This window comes from Pseudomonas sp. KH_050, from assembly GCF_057838875.1.
In genome coordinates, this window is sequence record NZ_CM174478.1 from 5,095,038 (window position 1) to 5,112,218 (window position 17,181).

The 17,181-nt window shown below is 58.2% G+C and carries 32 protein-coding genes; 21 read left to right on the top strand and 11 right to left on the bottom strand.

Going from position 1 to position 17,181, the window contains the following annotated elements; translation table 11 throughout:
* From AC3IUA_RS23240 to AC3IUA_RS23290, 11 genes are all read right to left on the bottom strand, one after another.
* Positions 1–1,287: a tyrosine-type recombinase/integrase gene (locus AC3IUA_RS23240; protein ID WP_489357214.1), complete on the bottom strand. Its 1,287-nt coding sequence runs from the start codon at positions 1,285–1,287 to the stop codon at positions 1–3.
* Positions 1,288–1,647 carry a RusA family crossover junction endodeoxyribonuclease gene (locus tag AC3IUA_RS23245; RefSeq protein WP_489357215.1) on the bottom strand — a complete coding sequence of 120 codons (360 nt, stop codon included), beginning with the start codon at positions 1,645–1,647 and terminating at the stop codon, positions 1,288–1,290.
* Positions 1,644–1,946, bottom strand: a complete 303-nt coding sequence (locus AC3IUA_RS23250) for a nuclease domain-containing protein (RefSeq protein ID WP_489357216.1) — start codon at positions 1,944–1,946, stop codon at positions 1,644–1,646. Before AC3IUA_RS23250 ends, AC3IUA_RS23245 begins: the two co-directional genes overlap by 4 nt.
* Complete coding sequence (locus AC3IUA_RS23255) at positions 1,943–2,161, bottom strand: DUF3310 domain-containing protein (protein ID WP_489357217.1); 219 nt, start codon at positions 2,159–2,161, stop codon at positions 1,943–1,945. Before AC3IUA_RS23255 ends, AC3IUA_RS23250 begins: the two co-directional genes overlap by 4 nt.
* A complete protein-coding gene (locus AC3IUA_RS23260; RefSeq protein WP_489357218.1) occupies positions 2,158–2,847 on the bottom strand; it encodes a replication protein P in 690 nt (229 codons plus the stop codon). The genes AC3IUA_RS23255 and AC3IUA_RS23260 overlap by 4 nt, the downstream gene beginning before the upstream one ends.
* Positions 2,844–3,626, bottom strand: coding sequence for a helix-turn-helix domain-containing protein (locus AC3IUA_RS23265; RefSeq protein WP_489362444.1), 783 nt, complete (start codon positions 3,624–3,626; stop codon positions 2,844–2,846). Before AC3IUA_RS23265 ends, AC3IUA_RS23260 begins: the two co-directional genes overlap by 4 nt.
* An 11-nt stretch (positions 3,627–3,637) precedes the next feature.
* Positions 3,638–4,339, bottom strand: a complete 702-nt coding sequence (locus AC3IUA_RS23270; protein WP_489357219.1) for a phage antirepressor KilAC domain-containing protein — start codon at positions 4,337–4,339, stop codon at positions 3,638–3,640.
* 69 nt (positions 4,340–4,408) lie between these two features.
* Positions 4,409–4,831, bottom strand: a complete 423-nt coding sequence (locus AC3IUA_RS23275; RefSeq protein WP_489357220.1) for a phage regulatory CII family protein — start codon at positions 4,829–4,831, stop codon at positions 4,409–4,411.
* A gap of 171 nt (positions 4,832–5,002) precedes the next feature.
* The gene (locus AC3IUA_RS23280) at positions 5,003–5,254 is read right to left on the bottom strand and encodes a hypothetical protein (protein WP_489357221.1); all 252 of its coding nucleotides are present in this window, start codon (positions 5,252–5,254) and stop codon (positions 5,003–5,005) included.
* 22 nt (positions 5,255–5,276) lie between these two features.
* Entirely contained in the window at positions 5,277–5,621 is a 345-nt protein-coding gene (locus tag AC3IUA_RS23285) for a hypothetical protein (protein WP_489357222.1), read from the bottom strand.
* A 35-nt stretch (positions 5,622–5,656) separates the two neighbouring features.
* Entirely contained in the window at positions 5,657–5,863 is a 207-nt protein-coding gene (locus AC3IUA_RS23290) for a Cro/CI family transcriptional regulator (protein ID WP_489357223.1), read from the bottom strand.
* Between the two features lie 107 nt (positions 5,864–5,970).
* Between AC3IUA_RS23290 and AC3IUA_RS23295 the strand changes: the two genes are divergently transcribed.
* The 21 genes from AC3IUA_RS23295 to AC3IUA_RS23395 all read left to right on the top strand — a co-directional run bounded on the left by AC3IUA_RS23295 (position 5,971) and on the right by AC3IUA_RS23395 (position 17,064).
* Complete coding sequence (locus AC3IUA_RS23295; RefSeq protein ID WP_489357224.1) at positions 5,971–6,708, top strand: LexA family transcriptional regulator; 738 nt, start codon at positions 5,971–5,973, stop codon at positions 6,706–6,708.
* 64 nt (positions 6,709–6,772) lie between these two features.
* Positions 6,773–7,750, top strand: a complete 978-nt coding sequence (locus AC3IUA_RS23300; RefSeq protein WP_489357225.1) for a hypothetical protein — start codon at positions 6,773–6,775, stop codon at positions 7,748–7,750.
* A gap of 695 nt (positions 7,751–8,445) precedes the next feature.
* Positions 8,446–8,607, top strand: a complete 162-nt coding sequence (locus tag AC3IUA_RS23305) for a hypothetical protein (protein ID WP_489357226.1) — start codon at positions 8,446–8,448, stop codon at positions 8,605–8,607.
* 63 nt (positions 8,608–8,670) lie between these two features.
* Entirely contained in the window at positions 8,671–9,108 is a 438-nt protein-coding gene (locus AC3IUA_RS23310) for a tellurite resistance TerB family protein (protein WP_489357227.1), read from the top strand.
* A 2-nt stretch (positions 9,109–9,110) separates the two neighbouring features.
* The gene (locus AC3IUA_RS23315) at positions 9,111–9,281 is read left to right on the top strand and encodes a DUF3927 family protein (protein WP_489357228.1); all 171 of its coding nucleotides are present in this window, start codon (positions 9,111–9,113) and stop codon (positions 9,279–9,281) included.
* 118 nt (positions 9,282–9,399) lie between these two features.
* Entirely contained in the window at positions 9,400–9,915 is a 516-nt protein-coding gene (locus AC3IUA_RS23320; protein WP_489357229.1) for a hypothetical protein, read from the top strand.
* 440 nt (positions 9,916–10,355) lie between these two features.
* Complete coding sequence (locus tag AC3IUA_RS23325) at positions 10,356–10,637, top strand: hypothetical protein (protein ID WP_489357230.1); 282 nt, start codon at positions 10,356–10,358, stop codon at positions 10,635–10,637.
* Positions 10,634–10,867, top strand: a complete 234-nt coding sequence (locus AC3IUA_RS23330; protein WP_489357231.1) for a hypothetical protein — start codon at positions 10,634–10,636, stop codon at positions 10,865–10,867. Before AC3IUA_RS23325 ends, AC3IUA_RS23330 begins: the two co-directional genes overlap by 4 nt.
* On the top strand, positions 10,864–11,325 hold the full coding sequence (locus AC3IUA_RS23335) for a hypothetical protein (RefSeq protein WP_489357232.1): 462 nt from the start codon (positions 10,864–10,866) through the stop codon (positions 11,323–11,325). Before AC3IUA_RS23330 ends, AC3IUA_RS23335 begins: the two co-directional genes overlap by 4 nt.
* A gap of 81 nt (positions 11,326–11,406) precedes the next feature.
* Positions 11,407–11,655: a hypothetical protein gene (locus tag AC3IUA_RS23340; RefSeq protein WP_489357233.1), complete on the top strand. Its 249-nt coding sequence runs from the start codon at positions 11,407–11,409 to the stop codon at positions 11,653–11,655.
* 90 nt (positions 11,656–11,745) lie between these two features.
* Positions 11,746–12,054 carry a hypothetical protein gene (locus AC3IUA_RS23345; protein ID WP_489357234.1) on the top strand — a complete coding sequence of 103 codons (309 nt, stop codon included), beginning with the start codon at positions 11,746–11,748 and terminating at the stop codon, positions 12,052–12,054.
* 4 nt (positions 12,055–12,058) lie between these two features.
* Positions 12,059–12,451: a hypothetical protein gene (locus AC3IUA_RS23350; protein WP_489357235.1), complete on the top strand. Its 393-nt coding sequence runs from the start codon at positions 12,059–12,061 to the stop codon at positions 12,449–12,451.
* A 75-nt stretch (positions 12,452–12,526) separates the two neighbouring features.
* Complete coding sequence (locus AC3IUA_RS23355) at positions 12,527–12,772, top strand: hypothetical protein (protein WP_489357236.1); 246 nt, start codon at positions 12,527–12,529, stop codon at positions 12,770–12,772.
* Positions 12,769–13,515 (top strand): hypothetical protein, encoded by a 747-nt coding sequence (locus tag AC3IUA_RS23360; protein WP_489357237.1) that lies wholly within the window; start codon positions 12,769–12,771, stop codon positions 13,513–13,515. The genes AC3IUA_RS23355 and AC3IUA_RS23360 overlap by 4 nt, the downstream gene beginning before the upstream one ends.
* A 44-nt stretch (positions 13,516–13,559) precedes the next feature.
* Positions 13,560–14,147 carry a hypothetical protein gene (locus AC3IUA_RS23365; protein ID WP_489357238.1) on the top strand — a complete coding sequence of 196 codons (588 nt, stop codon included), beginning with the start codon at positions 13,560–13,562 and terminating at the stop codon, positions 14,145–14,147.
* Entirely contained in the window at positions 14,144–14,461 is a 318-nt protein-coding gene (locus AC3IUA_RS23370; RefSeq protein WP_489357239.1) for a DUF4406 domain-containing protein, read from the top strand. The genes AC3IUA_RS23365 and AC3IUA_RS23370 overlap by 4 nt, the downstream gene beginning before the upstream one ends.
* A 247-nt stretch (positions 14,462–14,708) precedes the next feature.
* The gene (locus AC3IUA_RS23375; protein WP_489357240.1) at positions 14,709–15,134 is read left to right on the top strand and encodes a hypothetical protein; all 426 of its coding nucleotides are present in this window, start codon (positions 14,709–14,711) and stop codon (positions 15,132–15,134) included.
* Between the two features lie 79 nt (positions 15,135–15,213).
* Positions 15,214–15,537 (top strand): hypothetical protein, encoded by a 324-nt coding sequence (locus AC3IUA_RS23380; RefSeq protein WP_489357241.1) that lies wholly within the window; start codon positions 15,214–15,216, stop codon positions 15,535–15,537.
* A complete protein-coding gene (locus AC3IUA_RS23385) occupies positions 15,534–16,265 on the top strand; it encodes a hypothetical protein (RefSeq protein WP_489357242.1) in 732 nt (243 codons plus the stop codon). The genes AC3IUA_RS23380 and AC3IUA_RS23385 overlap by 4 nt, the downstream gene beginning before the upstream one ends.
* Positions 16,266–16,317: 52 nt before the next feature.
* Positions 16,318–16,536, top strand: a complete 219-nt coding sequence (locus tag AC3IUA_RS23390) for a hypothetical protein (protein ID WP_489357243.1) — start codon at positions 16,318–16,320, stop codon at positions 16,534–16,536.
* Positions 16,537–16,587: 51 nt separating this feature from the next.
* A complete protein-coding gene (locus AC3IUA_RS23395; protein WP_489357244.1) occupies positions 16,588–17,064 on the top strand; it encodes a hypothetical protein in 477 nt (158 codons plus the stop codon).
* Positions 17,065–17,181: the final 117 nt, after the last annotated feature.

Consider the following 17,181-nt stretch of genomic DNA (forward strand, 5'->3'; position numbering starts at 1 on the left):
TTAAACCTCGCCTATGGTTGTGTTGGGAGTGGCACTCAAAGCCACGTCAGCCGTGGGCTGTAGGCAAATGCTGGAAACTTTGTTTTCGACGCCCTCCAACCCATGAATGACGGAAAATCCCTTGCTGTCTAAATGGGCGTGCCACAACTCCAAGGCTGCGCGCTTACGTTCTTCCACCGTGGTGTGGATGTAAGCCTGAACGTTGTGGCCCATGGCGTGGTTGATCAGCATCTCGCCAATCAGGAAGTCGATCCCCAGATCAGCCCAGCCGGTACGTGCAAGTTTGCGAAGGTCATGGCTGGTCCACTCGCCCTGCCCCAACTGTGTGAATATCCCGCTGGCTTGACCCTCGGTCATGCCCTTGCCGTTGCGGGCCGGGAAGATGTATTGCCCGACGTACCCGCCGCTGGCTTGGCGGTCGCGGTAGCGAACCAGCAGAGCGCATACCTGATCAGTCAGCGGCAGGGTGTGCTCCGCCCTGGTCTTGGTGTGGGCAGCCGGCAGATGCCACGTCCGATCAGCAAGACTGATATGCGACCACTGCGCCATCCGGGTTTCGCCTACGCGCGCGCCATGGCAGAGCATCATCAGGGCCAGCATGCCGTGAGCTGGGCGCCTCTCGAACGCTTCAGCCAGCTGTTCGAGCAAGCCCTCAATCTGTACGCCGCGCAGCCGGGCCGCTTTGGCCTTGATCTTGGTCTTGGAGAAATCGCTGAACTTGATGCCGGCCATTGGGTTGGTGGGGATCATGCCCAAGATGTGCGCCTGGCGGCACGCCAACACCAGCAGCGCGAATATCAGGCGCACGAACTCAAGCGACAGGGTTTCCTGCAATGGCCACATCAGTTTGGTGTCGAGGGTGCTGCGGTTCACCTCAGCGAAGCCCAGGCCGCCAACACGCGGAATCAGGTGGCAGGCAATGGCAGACTTGGCAGTGCCCTTGCGTTTGGCTGACAGGTGCCGATCACGACTCATCCTGTCGGTGTACCACTGCAGCAATTCACCCAAGGTTGCCCAAGGAGAAACAGCTGCGCCCGATTCCGGGTCAGTGCCGAGGCGCATCCGAAGATCAGGCAAAGCCGCCAGCACGGCCTTGGCAGACAGATCAGGGTATGCGCCGATCTTGTTCCACTTCTTGCGGACCACCAGTGACCAGGTGCCGCGCGGACGAGCTTCGGTGAACCGGAAGTACAGCCCCGGGTGACGAATGTCTCGCATCAGCACGACATCAGGATCATCGGCGCGCCGACGAATCTCGGCGTCAGAGAAGGCAACCACCATGGTCATTCAGGCTTCCTCGCCATAATCGGAAATGCGGACCCGCACGGCGCCGCCCTTGATGGTCTCGGCACTGATCTGCAGCAGGGTGACGAAGGTGCTGTCGTCGATGCCCAGGGCTTCAGCGATGCCATCGCGGCCAGCCTTGAACGAGGCCAGGCAGTTGTCATCATCGCGGCGGCGCTTGTCCGGGGGAATGAACTTCAGCGACAGCAGCGCCCTACCCGCTGGTGGCTTGATCCCGGCTTGGCGACAAAGGAGGTGGCAGGCGGCTCGGTACGACCTCGCGGCCCTGCTCTTCTTCGACCAGTGCACTCGGGCGTTTGGGTTCAGCTCTTTCGGCGGCCATGGAAGCGTTAGATCGGTCATGCTGCGCCCTTCACGGTGAGTATTCCGGCCCGGATCAAGGCCTCATGTGTTTCGGCCACGGCGCGGAGCATGTCCTGCCAATCAACGTCGCCGGCGCCACGGCCGTCGATGGCGTCATGGCAGGCGCTGCAGGCGTACACCGCGACAGTGTCGAAGCCCTTCATGCCCATGCCCTTCTGGCCGCATGGCAGGTGGGCTAGGACAGTCGTGGTCGAGTTGAAGTTGCAGATACCCGGCAAGCGCACGGTGCACTCCTGTCCATTGGCTGAGGCGCGCAGTTTCTTTGAGGTCACCTTCATTCGGACGCCCTCGCCTGCTCAAGCTCGATCAACAGCTCGAGGAAGTGCTTTGCCTTTTCCAGATCGGCAATGCCGCCCTTGTCGCGCCACCGCGTCACGTACTTGATGACACTGCCCTCAGCGAAAGGAATGCTGTTCGCATGGATGTATTCAATCGGCTGGATCTTCAGTGATTTGTAATGACCACCTGCGACCTGTGTGTTCAATGCGCTCATACGGATGCTCCGGCGCGGCGAGCGCGCAGTTCGGCCAAGGCCTTATTTCCAACGTCAGGGGTTCGTTGCGCTTGCGGGGCCGGCAGTTCGGCCAAAGGAACCGGGTTCAATTCCAGGCCCTGCCAGACCTTGCGGACCTGGTCCATGTAGCGCTTCTCAAAGCTGATCAATGCCAGTTCGCGGCTGAGCAATGGCAGGCTGTGAAACCCGGCCGCTGCGGTGGCGTGGTACACCGCCGGATGAAACCACTTTGCAACGGCGTGCATGGCTGGGTGGCAGTTGCGCATCGCCTGATCGAATGCGGCGTCGACGCTCGGCAGCCCGATCATCTCCGGGGTTGGCACACAGCCTTGGATGAACTTGCCCACGCTCGGGATGAAGTCGGACGGCTCGGCCCGGCACCGGATCAGGCCGATATCGATCTGCTCTTGGGTGCAGATACCGTTCTCGATAAACGCCTGCAGCCAGGTCGCTTTCGATTCCTTGTACGCCTTGGCATCCGGCCACGCCTGACGCCACGCTGTTCGAATTGAACGTAGCTGACGGAACAGTTGGTTGATCACCTTGCCCGTTTCGTGGGCCTGATCCTTCTGGGCCTGAACCAACACCTCGGTGTCCGCCTCGATGAATTCGCCGTGCCGAACCTTGGTCATGGCCTGGGCCGCTACCGTGGAGACCGTTCTCATTTCGTGCCCTCTTTCATCCAGTCAGTGCCTTCGTCGTCAAACTCTTCTGAACCGGCGGTAGACGCGGCGCCTGCGGCCTTGACGCGCTCACGCTTGACCCAGGCTGTCAGTCGGAAGCACCAGCCCGCCGCGCTGTCGACGGTCGATGGCTTGGCGACGAAGAACCCCTTGAAACCTGCGAGCAGGTCATCAGTGACCGAGTCGGCAGGAAGACCTGCGATTTTCAGTTGGGTGGCCATGCAGCTCTCAGGCAGGTCCCACTCGGCGAACATGGCGAAGCGTTGGCGGTCATCGACGACGATGGCCTGGCGATCCTGCTCGGCGATGACTTCGGAAATCTCGCGCTGCTGCTGCTCTTCGGTTACTTGATGGTTAAGTGATGTATTGGGTGCAGCTGCTGCACCCCGTTCTGTCTCAGGCTGCACCCCGTTCTGTTGCTGGTTGCACCCCGCTGCATCATCTGCACCCCGATTTGCACGGGGTGCAGGAATTGCACCCCGCGATAGTTGAAGGTCGTAAACCACTGGGCGGCGGTCATGCCGATCAATGTGAACAGCTGCGATAGCCTGGTTGCCCTGTTTGATCAGGCCTGACTGCTCGAGGTGATCCAGCTTGTAGCGAACGGTGCGCTCGGAAAGCCCGGTGTCTTTAGCGAGGGTCGATGCCGAAGGGAAAGCCCCACAGCCGTTCGAGCCGGCATAGTTGGCAAGGCACAGCAGTACATGTCGAGCGCTTGAATCTTTGAGGGATTGAGGGGGCAAAGAGAGCGCCCAGGACATTGCTTGAACGCTCACAACGAGTTTCCTTGAAGTTGTTCGGCCAGGGTGGTGATGCCGCGGCGAGTGACCATGACTTGCTCGACGACTTTGAGTTCTTCCGGATCGCCGCCGACCTTCACCAGCTTGTGCTCGAGCAGACCGCTGGATAACCGAGGCTGGAAAGCGGACCAACTGGAGTGACTGGTCCGGCGATAGATCCACCGGTTGTCGCTCAGCCACGTGAACAGTCGCAGAGGCGCCACCCCAAGCTGCTTGGCGGCGTTGGTGATGCAGACGGAGCCATGGGTATTGGCAAGGCGATTCAACGCCTCGACCTTCGGCGCCTGCTTCTGGATGACAGCTTGAAGCTGAAGGTTGTGCTCGGCTTGGTCGGCTGCGAGGCGGAGGGCTTCAGGAAGAGTTTGCGGAACCGTGACGACCTGTCGTGACACGTTTTCAAGTTCGCTCAAACGTGTCACGACACGATAACGAAGTGGGATGCTGTAGCCGGTCAGGAGTGTTTCAGTCAGCAGGCGATCAAGACGAAACTCAGCGGTGTAATCCCGGCCGTCCTTGATCTCGTGGAGATGGCGCAGATCTGCGCCATCAGACTCCAGCGCTTTCCGCATGGCGCGAACGTCACGGATCACGTCCTTGTGCTGCTTGCCAGTGAGCTCGGCGATTTCCCGACTCGACATGGTGACTGTATTGCCTGGAGAGACGATCGTGTTCATAATGACCCCCGAAGTGTTGTGTGTTGTTGAAAAAGCCGGTCTAGCCACCGGCTTTTTTGTGTCTGGAATTCAGGCAGCCTTCAGCGACTCGCGCAGAACATGCAGCGCGTCGATGGCTTCTTGGATGGCTTTTTCGCCCTGGGCTTTTTCGTGCTGGCTGATGTGGTTGTCGGCAGTGGCGTCGAAGATCAGGCGACCCACGTCACCGCATTCGGCGGTCAAGTGGCACAGCGCAACCATGAGCGGCTTCGGTGCAGGACGTTCACGCTCCACCAGGTCAAAGCCGAACTCATTGGCCAGTGCGGTCAGCGGCCCTTTGTCACCGGTGTGCAACAAGATCCCGTACAGATGCTCGATAGTCAGGTGGTGAGCGTCGTTGTCCGGGTTTGCGCGCTGGAGCAGGCTCACATGCGGAACACCCATCTTGGCGCTCAGCGACTTCGCTTCGTTGTCCTTGACCGCGTCGTGGCATGCCCGCAAGAACTTGTCCATTCGTAAAACCTCATTTCTGTTTCCGTGGTGGCGTAATGCCAACAAGGCGATCATTCGTTCATCAACTGATCAGGGATGAACCCATGACCTTCTTTTCTTCTTGGCCCCTTATTAGGTGCCAGCCCCGCTTGGCTCAATCCCTGTTGCGGCCCCTTATTAGGGGCCGGACCGTTACCTACCAGGGAAAATCGAAACTACGTTTTCTGCCTGCGCCCCTTGTGCACAGTGCGCAGCGAGGTGGCTTCGCAAGGCTGCTTTATCTGCTGCGAGGCGAGCAGCACTGCGGCGCTCGACCGCACGCTCTGTCATCTGCAAGATTCGGTCGGCCAACTGATCCATGCCGATACCGACCTCGTCAGCCCACCGCTCAAGCTCGTCTTTCTCGTCCTGCGTGTACTGCCCTACTTCCGGTATTGCAGGCATTGGTGCCTCCTCCATGGCCTAATCAGGCGCTGAGTTTCTTGTCGTTGACCTGGGGAATAGCGTCCTGCTCTCGCTTGGCTTTCAAGGCCGCACGAATGAGGTCGCGAACTAGTGCGTTTGGCTGAATTTTCATTTCGCGGGCCAGCTCGCCCAGCGCCGGAAAGCCGTCCAGCTCGTTGTCATCGATCAATGGGAAGTAGCCGTAATCCTCCTTGAATCGCAAAGCCGCCAAAGTGAGATCGCGAACCAAGGCGCCCGGCTGAATCTCACGCGCCAGCGCTTCCGCCTTGATAGCGGCGTAGGCGTCGTCATTCAGGCGCGACTTCAACTGGTGGGTGTTGCGATGCGTCTTGTTGTCGTAGGCCATTGGTTCACTTCCGGGGTCGGTGTGACGGGACTGGGTCAGGCGGCAGATTTTTTAAATTGGGCCTGACTGGGAAAGGGGCGGACCTCTTCGGCAAAGAAAGAACCGTCAGGGGTCTCGGTGACATAAATGTCACGACCTACACGCAGCGCTTTGTTGAGGGCGCCCTGAGTAAGCCCGAGCAGCTCTGCTGCTTTGGTTTGGCCGCGCTTTCTCGCGAATTCTTTGATGTGGACTCTGCTCATGGCTCTTCTCCATGGTTGCTCATAAGCAGAATATTACCTTTGGCATTTGCCATATGCAATACCAATGGCATTTGTTTGAATATTACCGATGGGAATAAGATCGCGGCATGAGCAAGAAGCCCCTACCGCAAGACAAAAAAGACGAATGCCTTCGATTGAAGGCGATCTTTAACTCAAAGAAATCCGATCTCGGATTGACCCAGGAAAAACTGGCGCACGCGCTGGATATGAACCAAAGCTCGGTCAGCCACTACCTCAATGGAGTAAACCCATTGAATGCGTCTGTGGCCGCCTCTTTTGCCAAAATTCTTCAGGTCGATGTCTCTGAATTCAGTGAGCGCCTGGCAGAAGAAATGGAAAAAATTGCTCAAGCCGTAGACAGAGAGCCTCGCGACCTCAGCTCGCCTAGCGAAAAAGATTACGCCCTCATTCCCCAGTTCAGAGCCAAAGGCTCCTGTGGCGACGGCTACCTAAACGAACACGTCCAACTGACCGAAGGCCTGGTGTTTAAGCGCGACTGGCTGAAACGCATGAATGCGAAGCCTGAGAACCTGTTCGTCATGTACGCGCATGGCGACAGCATGGAGCCCTACATTTTTGAAGGTGACGTCGTGCTGTTTGACACGTCAGAGACCGAGCCAAGAGACAAGCAGGTATATGTGATCCGCCGCCCGGATGGCGGGAACAGCATTAAGCGGCTCATTCAGCAACTCTCCGGGACATGGGTGATTAGGAGCGACAGCCCTGACAAGGCCGCGAACCCGGACGAGCCAGTTTCCGATAGCTCAATTCACGCGATGCCCATTCTCGGACGCGTGATCTGGCGCGGCGGTGGCGTCGGATAACGGGCGCGGCGGGGATTTGTAGCAAGACAAACGTTCAAGTAACCACTCGAAAGGAATATCGAAATTGTCTGATGAATCCAATCAACGCCCATACCAGCATATTTTTGGAAGTATCAGAACACCTAAAGATTTAATGGCTATTCCAGGATACAACCCAAAAGTTGATTTTTCGAAAGATTCAGGCAGGCGACTTGATGAGATGCTTGATGGGTATGAGTTTTCCAAAGCGGATGAGTATCCGTGCGGAATCAAAGCATGCGCCACCAAGCACCAGTTCGGCTACGTTGTGAAAACATCCGACGGTATATTCACGAACATTGGCAATAGATGTGGAAAAAAACACCTAGACCTCGACTATGACAGAGTCAAAAAAGAGTACAAATCCAAAAGAAAAGCTTTTGATAACCTTGCGTCTCTGACTGTTATACGAGAAAGCTTTCAGAAGTACTCTTCAAAAATAGATTGGCTAACAAATGCTGCTTCAATCTTGGCTGGATGCAGGTCTAAACTTTTTAAGGCGGCTCCAGACCAGCTTTCGGAAGCTATACAGCTTGGTCGAAAGGGGTACAAGGACGTGCTGCGCGCGCGGAGGATGAGTAAAAAAGAGGCCGCCGTTCACTATGAACTTACAAAGACATCAAGCAAGGACTATGAGGGCCGCAGACCAACCACCCAAGACGTTGTATGTCGAATCGCCGGCGGCGATATATTCAAGGAAGACATCAACTGTATTATATCCACGCAAATCGCAGCCCCATTGAAAGCTCTTACGGATATTAGCGACTTTAGCTTTTCTCTGCTGAGTGACAGGGCGCTTGAAAAACTTTCACTAGATTCAAATAAGGCTATACGATCCATCTCTACTGCAGAACAGTATATAAGCAATGGTGTTTCTTTCTATAGTCCTGAAAATCTCGCCAACATGGTAGTAATGGGAGCAAATAAAAATAGTATTGCGTTGCTTATTTCTGAAATTTCCACGGAGATGGAAAAGCTCATGTTGTTACCTGCAACACCTCAACCCGAAGCACCTTTGAGCTGAACAATCCATTCTCATCAACCTCAAATATATCAGGGAGTTCCATCCATAGGAGTGCCAGTTTCGGGCTTAGGGTTTGTTCCCTCACCATGAAGCAGCTACCAGGCGCATACCACTCGGCAATTCGATAGCCGTCGCAAGCGTTGAACACTAGGCATTCCTGCCCATCGCATGGCTCTACCAGTTCCGTTCGCTTGAAGTTAAAGGTAACGCGCTGATCCATGATGAATTCCTTTAAGGAATGGCATTTTTAAAATTTGATCCTATCTAGAATACAGCAGATGCATGACGAAGAAGAGAGCATGAGCCCGCCACTGAGCGGGCTTTTTTGTGGCTGCGCAAAATAATATTACCGTTGGTATTGACGACTAATAATGCCATTGGTATTGTTACCCCATCGCAACCGGCACCCAATCAGGGGCCAGCTGCGAAGGGTCGAGAGGCCCGCTGCTCTTTAACAGTCAGCGCAACAAACAACAGACCGCATTGCCTCTACCGGCGACCGGCGAGCAGACAGGCCCGAAAGCCTGCCAACGACAGGAACAACCTGGACGGCTGCTCGATGGTGAAACGCCTAACCGTGTGAATGACCCGGCAAGCAATGCGCCCCGCTCCTCCGGCGGCAACAGGACGGACAGCATCACTGAGCAGCCTTCTCGCGAGGGCTGCTTGGGATGACAACCGACAGGTAACAAACCATGAATCACTCATCTGCAGTGTCCCTACTCGAAAGCTGCGCCACCAACTACGAATGCAACGCTGCCATCCAAGAGAAGGAGGGCCGGTACGAAGACGCGGCCAACAGCCGAACGATCGCCGCTGACTACCGGCAGGCGATCGAAGCGCTCCAGGCGGAATGAGCATCACTGCTGCACCTTGGCGACAGGGTGCAGCGGGATGCAACCCACCCCAGAGGAATCACCATGTTCGGCAAACTGTTTGGCAAGAAATCCGGCGAAGCCCGTCAGGCCCTGGCCGTGATGACCAACCGCGACCTGATGCAGGCTTCGGTGTACGGCGTGTTCTACGTCGCTTCCGCTGACGGCGATATCGAAAAGGAAGAGCTGGAGAAGGTCGAAAAGCTGATCAACAACTCTGCCGCCCTCAAGGGCTTCGGCGCGGAACTCAGCAACACGATCGACCGGGCCAAGGCTGACTTCAACGACGGCGGCCCACGCATCATCCGCCAGAACGCCGAGAAGGAACTGAAAGACCTGGCCCACAGCGTGGACGACGCGGCCACCGTGCTGAACTTCATGCTCACCGTTGCTGAAGCTGACGGCGAGATCGAACCGGCCGAAATGGCAGTGCTGGAAAAGGCCGCCAAGATCATGAACCTCAACCTCAAAGACTACCTGTAGTCATGTTCGGCAGGTTCGGCAACAAAGCGCGCTCGTTGGCAGCCTACGGGCTCGCTGGCGGGGTCGTATTCGTCGACTCGGCCAGTCGCATCCTTTCAATGGTTGGTGACCTGGTACTGGTCGCCCTGCTGTTGGTGGTGCTCATGGCTGGCAAGTCCAAAGACAAACCGTAGGCATCACTTCTGCCCATTCACTGAGTGGGCAGCGGGATGCAACCACAAACGATCCGCGGGCAGTTGTTCGGAATAGCCGAACCACTGCCCGTCACCAAGGGATAGCGAGGAAGTCGAGATGGGATTGGACATTACGGCATACAGCAAGCTGGTTCTTGCTCCAGATGCAGAGCGAGACGAGGACGGGGATTTTGTCGATTACGACAATCACGTCAGCTTCTACGAGAACAAAGACTTCCCCGGCCGCATTGAAGGGATCACCCCAAGAGCGGCCTACAAGACCGATGGCGATTGCTCTGGTCTCAGCGCTGGCTACGGCAGCTACAACGCATGGCGTGATCAGCTTGCAGAACTCGCCGGCTATCCGGTGGGCCAGTACGAACAGTACGGTCGACCGGCCGAAAGCCACTGCGTCGCTTGCTGGAATGGTGCCCAGGGGCCATTTGCAGAGCAGATCAACTTCTCTGACTGCGACGGCACCATTGGCCCAGTAGTCAGCGCGAAGCTTGCCAAGGACTATGCCGAATTCGCCGAGAAGGCCGAGCAAGTCGGAGGCCGATTCTGGGAGAAGTATCAGGAATGGAAGGCCGCTTTTGATTGTGCCGCTGATGGCGGTGCAGTCCGGTTTCACTGAACAACCAGCGCCACGTCAGCCTGACGATAACTGCCCGAGCACCTGGTACTCCCCATCACCAGGCCGCATCGGCCTGCCATCTGATTCACTGGGTAGGACCTTCGGTAGCGCTGCCGAAGCCCGAAGAGGCCGCACTTGCACTGCGGCACTGCCCAGAGATGGCAGACCGATGCGGACGAAACCCCGGATTATACCGGCCACCTGCATTTCAACTCACCCAGCACGGAGGATTGGCAATGAAATAGCCCAGACAAAGCCCTTCCAATGAAGGCGCCAGCGCTCACATAGAGAGGTCTTGTTGAGCGAGACAAAAGCCCGGTTCCGATCGGGCTTTTTTACGCCTGCCTTTATTCGTCAGCACTCACCCCTGCGCCCAACGGCAACCAGCCAGGAAGGCCGAGTGCTGACGAATACACGCAACCCACACCGAGGAATCAGCCATGCAAACAATCCTGCAGCAGCGCTTCGCCGGTCTTCAGGCCCTGCGCCTCCGTTCAATCATCGCGACTTCCGAGTTCTACTCCATGATCGGCAAGGAGCAGCCTGTGCAAGAGATTCGCTTCCAGGTCGTCACCAAGGGCAACGCCTATCACATCGTTGAGCGCTCCACCGGCTTGACCAAAGGCTTTCGCTGGACGTGGAAAGAAGCCATCAACTATGCCCAGGTACTGGAAGCGCGGGCCGACGGCATTAAGGTCTCGCTGTCAGGTGAGCGGAAATGATCGGCGGTCCGATCCCAGATGCTCGGGCCGCGGTGATGGCCGAGATTGATCGCAAGATTGCCAACTTCTTCGGGGCCGGCGGCGCGGCCACTAAAGCCCCTTGCTTCGAGCCCAAGCCCCCGCCGCCCCGGACCGAAGAGATCGACCCGGAAACCATCCTTAAGCGCCGACGGCCTTCGCCCACACGGGCAGAACGCATCGCGCTGCGGCGGATCACGGAGGCGCTATGAGTAAGCGCAAGGCCAACAACGGCTTCGCCCGCGCCGAACGAAGCTGCCGGGCATTGCTCAGAACCAATCATGTCGCGGTCGTGAACATCGACCCAAGTGGTGCGCAGATCATGGCGAACTGGAAGAGCTGCCGGCAGATCCGGAGCTTGGCGATTGCCAACGCTCTGTTCGACTTCTCCTACCGCTGGACGATCTACATCAGCGCCATGTGTCGAGACGAGCGCGGCGTTGAGTACGTCAAGTCGGTGGAGATATCGCCGGAGGGCATCTACAAAGTGGAGCGCCTCACGGATGCCATCGAGCATTACTACCTGGAGCTGCGAAACAGCTGCAACCAGAACCATCTGGTTGCGTCTGGATGGATCGCCGTTCCCGCAGAGGTATCGCTTGAAGAGGCGCAGGCCGCGAAGTTGTTTTATGCGGCCGGTGCCTGGCATCAGGTGAAGGTCGCGGCATGAGACGCCTCAGCAAACAGGTGCGACAGCGCCGGCGGCAGACATGGCTGGATATACCGGCCCACGGAATTGAAGAGGCAGGCCATGGCCATGACTGCGCTGCAGCGCAAACAGGAAGAGCGGAAGCGCAACAAGATGACCGAGGAGCAGCGGCTGGAAAAGCTGCTGTCTCGACGGATAACGACCGACCTGTTCCACAACACCGATGCCGCGCTCAAGCGGTCGATGCAACGCACCGGCATTGAGGAAGATCAGGACCTGGTGACCCGACTCATCCACGCCGCTGACCGAATGACCGACGAACAACTCGCCGAGCTCGTTCGCATTTCGTGACGTCAGCCCATGACGTCACGCCGACATGTCACACACACCTAAATATGTCGCATCCGGTCACGGAGGGCGGCACCTGACTGGAGATAACCGATGAGCATTCCCGCAAATGCTTTGAGCGATGAAGAGTGCTTGCACTACGCCGCGCTTGATCCGGCGGCCGCCGCCGAACTGACCCGCCGCCTGACTTCGCAGAGCATCGACCCTAGCGCAGAGCGCGAAGAGTTGCGCGAAGACATTCGCCGGCTCGAGAGCCAGGCGAGCGATGACGAAGACGAACTGGATAATTTGCGTGATGGCGCGGGAGCAGCCTGCGAGTGGATCAAGCGAGCCATGGACCCGGAAGATCGGGAGTTTTCACTTAATGCGCTGCTGCAGAAAGCGCTCGATTGCCTGGAGTGACGCCATGAGCACATTTGCAGTGTTTGGCATGACCCGAGACGTGGCCATGGCCGAGGCCAGGAGGACGGTCAAAACAACCCGCCCTGACCCAAAGCGCACCGGCCACAACATCGAGCTGACCCTCGATGAGTGGATGTACAAAGTAGGGATGCGTGCTGACCAGATCATGGGCGGTGCCCGGGTGAAGCAGATCAGCCCTTTGTTTGATGCCCCTCAGTACGCCGAACAGTTCATCGAGCTGGCCCGCAAGTCCGGCAAGTGCCGAGACATGCGAATCCGGGCGAAGCGCACGCTGGTCGACGCTCAAGGCGAGCCGATCATCAATCCAAAGACCAAAGCGCCAAAGGTGGGATACACCGACTGGCCGCCGAAGCCGGAAGCTCAAGCGGCCGCCTGACCCGCCCTCATCTATTGCGCCGAACTCCGGCGCCCTCCCACTTCAACGAATCACGCCAGCCGGCGAGGATCCCCCATGAATATTTACCGGCACACGTTCGCAGCCACCTGCCCAAACGACGGAGACTTGATCGTTTATCGGCTCGAAATACGCAGCATCTGCATGATCTGGGTCGAGCACATCAAGGCTGCCACAGCAATCATAAAGTCAGGTATTCAGGAGCAGATCGCAGACCAGCTGCACGATCGCCTTGGTGGGGATTTGACGCTGGTCGGAAATCATCAGGGCGTCGAAATTGAATCGATAAGGCTCAAAGAATGATCCATTACCACGGGCTGCCGATCACGCCAGAGACAGCGGCAGCCGCGGCGATTGGTGGCGGGCATGCCTTTGTGAGTTTCAGTGATCCCCGGCAACTCGCACTGGCCGCGCAAGTTTGCCAGTCATTTGCCATTGATAACGGGGCGTTCTCTGCATGGAAGCAAGGCAGGCCCGTCACCGACTGGCAGCCGTACTACCGCTGGGCAGCCGACGCGAAGCTGATCCCTGCATGTGACTTCGCCGTGATACCCGACGTGATTGATGGTGACGAGAAGGCGAACGATGCATTGCTTGAAGAGTGGCCGCTGCCTCGATGGTTTGGCGCGCCGGTTTGGCACATGCACGAGAGTCTTGAACGGCTGGAGCGCCTGGCCAGTGGATGGCCAAGAGTCTGCATCGGCAGTTCGGGCGACTACTCGCAGCCAGGCAGTGCTGCTTGGTGGGTGCAAATGGGGAAGGCCATGCGGATAGTTTGCGACGATGACGGGCGCCCCATGTGCAAGCTTCACGGCTTGCGGATGCTTGACCCTGAGATCTTTGGCCACCTGCCACTCTCCAGCGCCGACAGCACGAACATCGGTCGGAACATTGGCATCGATCAGGCTTGGCGCGGTACATACAGCCCGCCAACCAAGGAAGCGCGAGCGTCAGTGATGCGCAGCCGCATCGAGTCGCACAATTCGCCGCCACGCTGGACCTACAACATTCCTGAAGTGGCGCCAACTCAAGGTGCTCTCCTGTAACCCACCCCTCCACTGCCCGGGCATGACCCGGCATAGGACGCCCCATGCCCACAGAAAACAAAATCGCTGAGCCGGCACCAAGCCTGGCAACCGGCGCGAACCTCAACGCAGCAACGTGGGCTGATTTCGTTCAGCGCCTGCGTCACGACTGCGTCGGCCAGGGTGTTCGTTCCCACTGCACAGCCGCTGCCCTCTTCACCGTCCAGACCAAACGCATCGACTACGGCTTCGAGATCGACTACGCAGAGGGCAGGGTCGTGACTCTGGAGGATCGGTCGTGGTTTAGCCCCAAGAAATACTGGGCCGACCTGGACGACGACGAGCGTGCAGAGATTGACGAAACCCTGATGGCCGACCGCGAGTGCGGGTTCATGGATCTGGATGAGGACGGTCAGTGGGAATACCTCGCCGAGTGCGACAGCCACACCGTCACAGGCTGGAACAAGCGCTGGGAGATCGTGAACAGCCACTTCACCAAAGACGCGGCCGAGGCGTTCATCCGCCGCAAGCAGCATGACTACGGCGAAATGCGTGTCTACGTCGAATCTCAGTACTACGCCTGGGAGTTCGAAGCGATCAAAGCAGCGATCCTCAACGGCACGCTGACCTACACACCGAAGGAGTCAGCATGAAGCGCCTCTACCTCAGCGGCCCCATGAGCAACCTGCCCGACCTGAACTTCCCGGCCTTCCACTCAATGGCCGCCCGCCTCCGCGCCGCTGGCCACCAGGTGGTAAACCCCGCCGAGATCAACCCGGAAGGCGGTACGTGGGACGAATGCATGCGCCGCGACATCGTTGCCCTGATGGACTGCGACACGGTGGCCATGCTCCCCGGCTGGCTCAACTCCGAAGGCGCCTTTCTGGAAGTGACGATCGCGCAACGCCTCGGGATGAAGGTTGTTAATGCACAAGATCTGGTGATGGAGATTGCAGGATGTACGTGAACGAAGACGAATGCGAAGCGGCTGGCCTTGACCCAAGAGTGGTTGAACGACTGCGATCCCGGCAGGAGAGATTGCTGAAGGACATGAGAACGGCAGGAGTGTCCTTGTTTTGTGGATCCACGAGCAGCTTGCGCCCCATCAATGGAGACCGGTTGCTCATTCTCGCCAGCATCAGCGCCAGCAATACCGACGGAGGCTGCGGCGCGATAACCACCTGCGATGATGGTCTCAACCGTGGAGAAGACGCATGAGCAATTTGAAACAATCGATAGAAGAGCTGGACGCGGTGCTCCATTGGCGCGGCAAACATGCCATAGCGATCAAAGAGCGTGACGCCCTGCAGCTGCGCCTGACCGCAACGGATGAGAGAGCCGACACCCTGGAATCGCTGCTGGAACGTGTGCTGACCAATGCAAACAGGGCTATGCCGTCGGATCTGTGCAAGGCGATCAGGGCGTTGCTACCCGCTACGGCCGGAAGCGCGCCGGCAAACGAAGCCGAGCGCGAGCCTTTCGAGAGTTGGCACCGCAGCAAGTTTGCCACCAAGCACACCACGGGCCAGCCAACACGGGACATGCACAACGGCGTTTACGACCTGAACTACGGCCCGCCAGACCAGCAGAACATGTGGGACGCCTGGCAAGCCCGAGCCGCGCTGGATCGTGAATTCTGAGAGGAGTACATCTGTACTCCTCCCCTCTGTAACTCCCTCCCCCTTCAAAGTCAGCCGCTATAGCGGTAAAGGATTTCTCATGCCTGAAGAAACTGTTTTGATTCAGCCAGCCCCTGTCGTCCGCGATGAAAACGGCATGTTCTGGCATCCAGACCTGCCATCGCTTGAGGAAGGCGACGAAGAAAAGAGCAAGCAGTGGATCGCAGCGCAGGGCCTGACCGTTGGAATGGTCAGCCTCGAATATGCCGACGAGGCCATTGCAGACCGCTACTTCGAATCCGGCGACCCAGATTGCAGTTACTGGGAGCCGGCCAAGCCAGAAGGCGAAGACTGGTTTTGCTTGTCCATCAATGACACCGATGACGGGCCGGTTTGCTGGTGGGCGCGGAGGGTGGCGGCATGACCGACATCAAAGAACGCCCGATCCTGTTCTCGGCGCCGATGGTTCGCGCCATTCTGGAAGACCGGAAGACGGTCACGCGGATGGCGATCAATCCACAGCCGACATTTGATGACCGCTCCGGCTTCAGCTGGAAAGGCTGGGCATACGGGATCGGCTCCGATGATCGCGAAACCGCCCATAACTTCTCGAAAAGCGCCTGCCCGCAGGGTAAACCCGGCGACCGGTTATGGGTGCGCGAGACCTTCGCGACACTAAGCGCCGGCGAGTACGAGCCGGTCAAGCCGGCAAAGGGATATGGTCAAGACATACGCTTCGCTGCTACTGATCCGCTGGCAGACCTCTGCGCCGAAACTCGCGGCTACAAGTGGCGGCCGTGCATCCACATGCCCCGCTGGACCAGCCGCATCCTGCTGGAAATCACCGCCATCAGAGTCGAGCGCTTGCAGTCGATTACCGAGGCGCAAGCGATGTCCGAAGGCTGCTTCTTCACAGACTATGGCCGTAAGTGCGGGCATGGTGGCCTCGGCTGGAAAAGCCCGGATGGATGCGAATATCCAGACACGCACCACCCTCAGCGTGAAGGCTGGATGTGGGACAAGACAGCCAGCCATGAGCAGTGTCTCGGCTCTGCGCGCCATGCCTTCGGTAATCTCTGGGAGAAAGTCGGCGGTGACTGGGACGCCAACCCCTGGGTCTGGGTCATCGAGTTCAAGCAGGTGACGCCATGATCCTCCCTGCCCTCGCCTTCATGGCATGGCACATCTACACGGGGCCTTGGCGATGACCTGCATTCGGTTTGGCGGCGCGATTGTATGCGTCAGCCCCTTCTACCGCCTGCCTCTGCGTGACGGAACCCACGTCTTCATGGAGTGGCACCACTACTGCGGTCCGACCTTTTACCGAGACCGCGACTGCAATCGAATCATCGAGGACTGGTACGACGATCCTCGGATGGTTGAAGCCTGCCAGTGGTTCACCGGTCTCGGCCAGAAAGCCTAACCCCTATCCCACCTACCAGCCTGCCGGTGAACGGCGGGCGAAGGAATCCCTATGGCCGACCAAAAGCACCACCTCCGCGAAGCGGCAATTGAATTGCTCTCGGATGTCGCCCAGCACCTGCCGCTCGATTGTGAAATGTTTCTCGTCGCCTGCCGGCCCGGGAAAAAAGATTTCGACCTGGTGCTGCCGTCGCCTGAGGCGAACCTGAATAACGCGCTTGATGCGCTGCGCCGCCAAGGTCTGAGCATCGACGGCGACAACGCCTATAAGCGCGACCTGTGCGACTTGATTGCTGGGGCCCTGGCCTTCGGCAAGCAGAACCACAATCCACCGCCAGCCGAACACTGGGGGCAACGCTTCTGGGACATCGGCCAGGCCGAGGGTGAGCTGCAGGCCGAACTCCTGAAGGCCCTACAGCAAGTAACCGACTGCCTGAGCAAAGCCCTCACCGGTGGCGAAGTTTCTGCCCGCGCAGCTGGGCGCGCCCTGGCCAATGCCGGAGATCTGATCGAGCGGCTCAGCGCTTAACCCCTCCTCACCTTCTGCCGCCACGCGCGGCATGGAACATTTTCGCCCGCTACGGGCAGAGGTAGCCAACATGGCAGCAGCCGCAGCTCTGTCCGATGAATCCGGACACGACAAAGT

What these genes read in the sequence shown, in the direction of transcription:
- AC3IUA_RS23250 (WP_489357216.1), bottom strand. Translation starts at nt 1,946, where the DNA reads ATGAAGGTGACCTCAAAGAAACTGCGCGCCTCAGCCAATGGACAGGAG.
- AC3IUA_RS23295 (WP_489357224.1), top strand. Translation starts at nt 5,971, where the DNA reads ATGAGCAAGAAGCCCCTACCGCAAGACAAAAAAGACGAATGCCTTCGA.
- AC3IUA_RS23310 (WP_489357227.1), top strand. Translation starts at nt 8,671, where the DNA reads ATGTTCGGCAAACTGTTTGGCAAGAAATCCGGCGAAGCCCGTCAGGCC.
- AC3IUA_RS23365 (WP_489357238.1), top strand. Translation starts at nt 13,560, where the DNA reads ATGCCCACAGAAAACAAAATCGCTGAGCCGGCACCAAGCCTGGCAACC.
- AC3IUA_RS23380 (WP_489357241.1), top strand. Translation starts at nt 15,214, where the DNA reads ATGCCTGAAGAAACTGTTTTGATTCAGCCAGCCCCTGTCGTCCGCGAT.
- AC3IUA_RS23340 (WP_489357233.1), top strand. Translation starts at nt 11,407, where the DNA reads ATGGCCATGACTGCGCTGCAGCGCAAACAGGAAGAGCGGAAGCGCAAC.
- AC3IUA_RS23270 (WP_489357219.1), bottom strand. Translation starts at nt 4,339, where the DNA reads ATGAACACGATCGTCTCTCCAGGCAATACAGTCACCATGTCGAGTCGG.
- AC3IUA_RS23390 (WP_489357243.1), top strand. Translation starts at nt 16,318, where the DNA reads ATGACCTGCATTCGGTTTGGCGGCGCGATTGTATGCGTCAGCCCCTTC.
- AC3IUA_RS23265 (WP_489362444.1), bottom strand. Translation starts at nt 3,626, where the DNA reads ATGTCCTGGGCGCTCTCTTTGCCCCCTCAATCCCTCAAAGATTCAAGC.
- AC3IUA_RS23360 (WP_489357237.1), top strand. Translation starts at nt 12,769, where the DNA reads ATGATCCATTACCACGGGCTGCCGATCACGCCAGAGACAGCGGCAGCC.
- AC3IUA_RS23330 (WP_489357231.1), top strand. Translation starts at nt 10,634, where the DNA reads ATGATCGGCGGTCCGATCCCAGATGCTCGGGCCGCGGTGATGGCCGAG.
- AC3IUA_RS23375 (WP_489357240.1), top strand. Translation starts at nt 14,709, where the DNA reads ATGAGCAATTTGAAACAATCGATAGAAGAGCTGGACGCGGTGCTCCAT.
- AC3IUA_RS23350 (WP_489357235.1), top strand. Translation starts at nt 12,059, where the DNA reads ATGAGCACATTTGCAGTGTTTGGCATGACCCGAGACGTGGCCATGGCC.
- AC3IUA_RS23280 (WP_489357221.1), bottom strand. Translation starts at nt 5,254, where the DNA reads ATGCCTGCAATACCGGAAGTAGGGCAGTACACGCAGGACGAGAAAGAC.
- AC3IUA_RS23385 (WP_489357242.1), top strand. Translation starts at nt 15,534, where the DNA reads ATGACCGACATCAAAGAACGCCCGATCCTGTTCTCGGCGCCGATGGTT.
- AC3IUA_RS23315 (WP_489357228.1), top strand. Translation starts at nt 9,111, where the DNA reads ATGTTCGGCAGGTTCGGCAACAAAGCGCGCTCGTTGGCAGCCTACGGG.
- AC3IUA_RS23240 (WP_489357214.1), bottom strand. Translation starts at nt 1,287, where the DNA reads ATGACCATGGTGGTTGCCTTCTCTGACGCCGAGATTCGTCGGCGCGCC.
- AC3IUA_RS23395 (WP_489357244.1), top strand. Translation starts at nt 16,588, where the DNA reads ATGGCCGACCAAAAGCACCACCTCCGCGAAGCGGCAATTGAATTGCTC.
- AC3IUA_RS23255 (WP_489357217.1), bottom strand. Translation starts at nt 2,161, where the DNA reads ATGAGCGCATTGAACACACAGGTCGCAGGTGGTCATTACAAATCACTG.
- AC3IUA_RS23305 (WP_489357226.1), top strand. Translation starts at nt 8,446, where the DNA reads ATGAATCACTCATCTGCAGTGTCCCTACTCGAAAGCTGCGCCACCAAC.
- AC3IUA_RS23345 (WP_489357234.1), top strand. Translation starts at nt 11,746, where the DNA reads ATGAGCATTCCCGCAAATGCTTTGAGCGATGAAGAGTGCTTGCACTAC.
- AC3IUA_RS23260 (WP_489357218.1), bottom strand. Translation starts at nt 2,847, where the DNA reads ATGAGAACGGTCTCCACGGTAGCGGCCCAGGCCATGACCAAGGTTCGG.
- AC3IUA_RS23245 (WP_489357215.1), bottom strand. Translation starts at nt 1,647, where the DNA reads ATGACCGATCTAACGCTTCCATGGCCGCCGAAAGAGCTGAACCCAAAC.
- AC3IUA_RS23325 (WP_489357230.1), top strand. Translation starts at nt 10,356, where the DNA reads ATGCAAACAATCCTGCAGCAGCGCTTCGCCGGTCTTCAGGCCCTGCGC.
- AC3IUA_RS23320 (WP_489357229.1), top strand. Translation starts at nt 9,400, where the DNA reads ATGGGATTGGACATTACGGCATACAGCAAGCTGGTTCTTGCTCCAGAT.
- AC3IUA_RS23275 (WP_489357220.1), bottom strand. Translation starts at nt 4,831, where the DNA reads ATGGACAAGTTCTTGCGGGCATGCCACGACGCGGTCAAGGACAACGAA.
- AC3IUA_RS23335 (WP_489357232.1), top strand. Translation starts at nt 10,864, where the DNA reads ATGAGTAAGCGCAAGGCCAACAACGGCTTCGCCCGCGCCGAACGAAGC.
- AC3IUA_RS23285 (WP_489357222.1), bottom strand. Translation starts at nt 5,621, where the DNA reads ATGGCCTACGACAACAAGACGCATCGCAACACCCACCAGTTGAAGTCG.
- AC3IUA_RS23370 (WP_489357239.1), top strand. Translation starts at nt 14,144, where the DNA reads ATGAAGCGCCTCTACCTCAGCGGCCCCATGAGCAACCTGCCCGACCTG.
- AC3IUA_RS23355 (WP_489357236.1), top strand. Translation starts at nt 12,527, where the DNA reads ATGAATATTTACCGGCACACGTTCGCAGCCACCTGCCCAAACGACGGA.
- AC3IUA_RS23290 (WP_489357223.1), bottom strand. Translation starts at nt 5,863, where the DNA reads ATGAGCAGAGTCCACATCAAAGAATTCGCGAGAAAGCGCGGCCAAACC.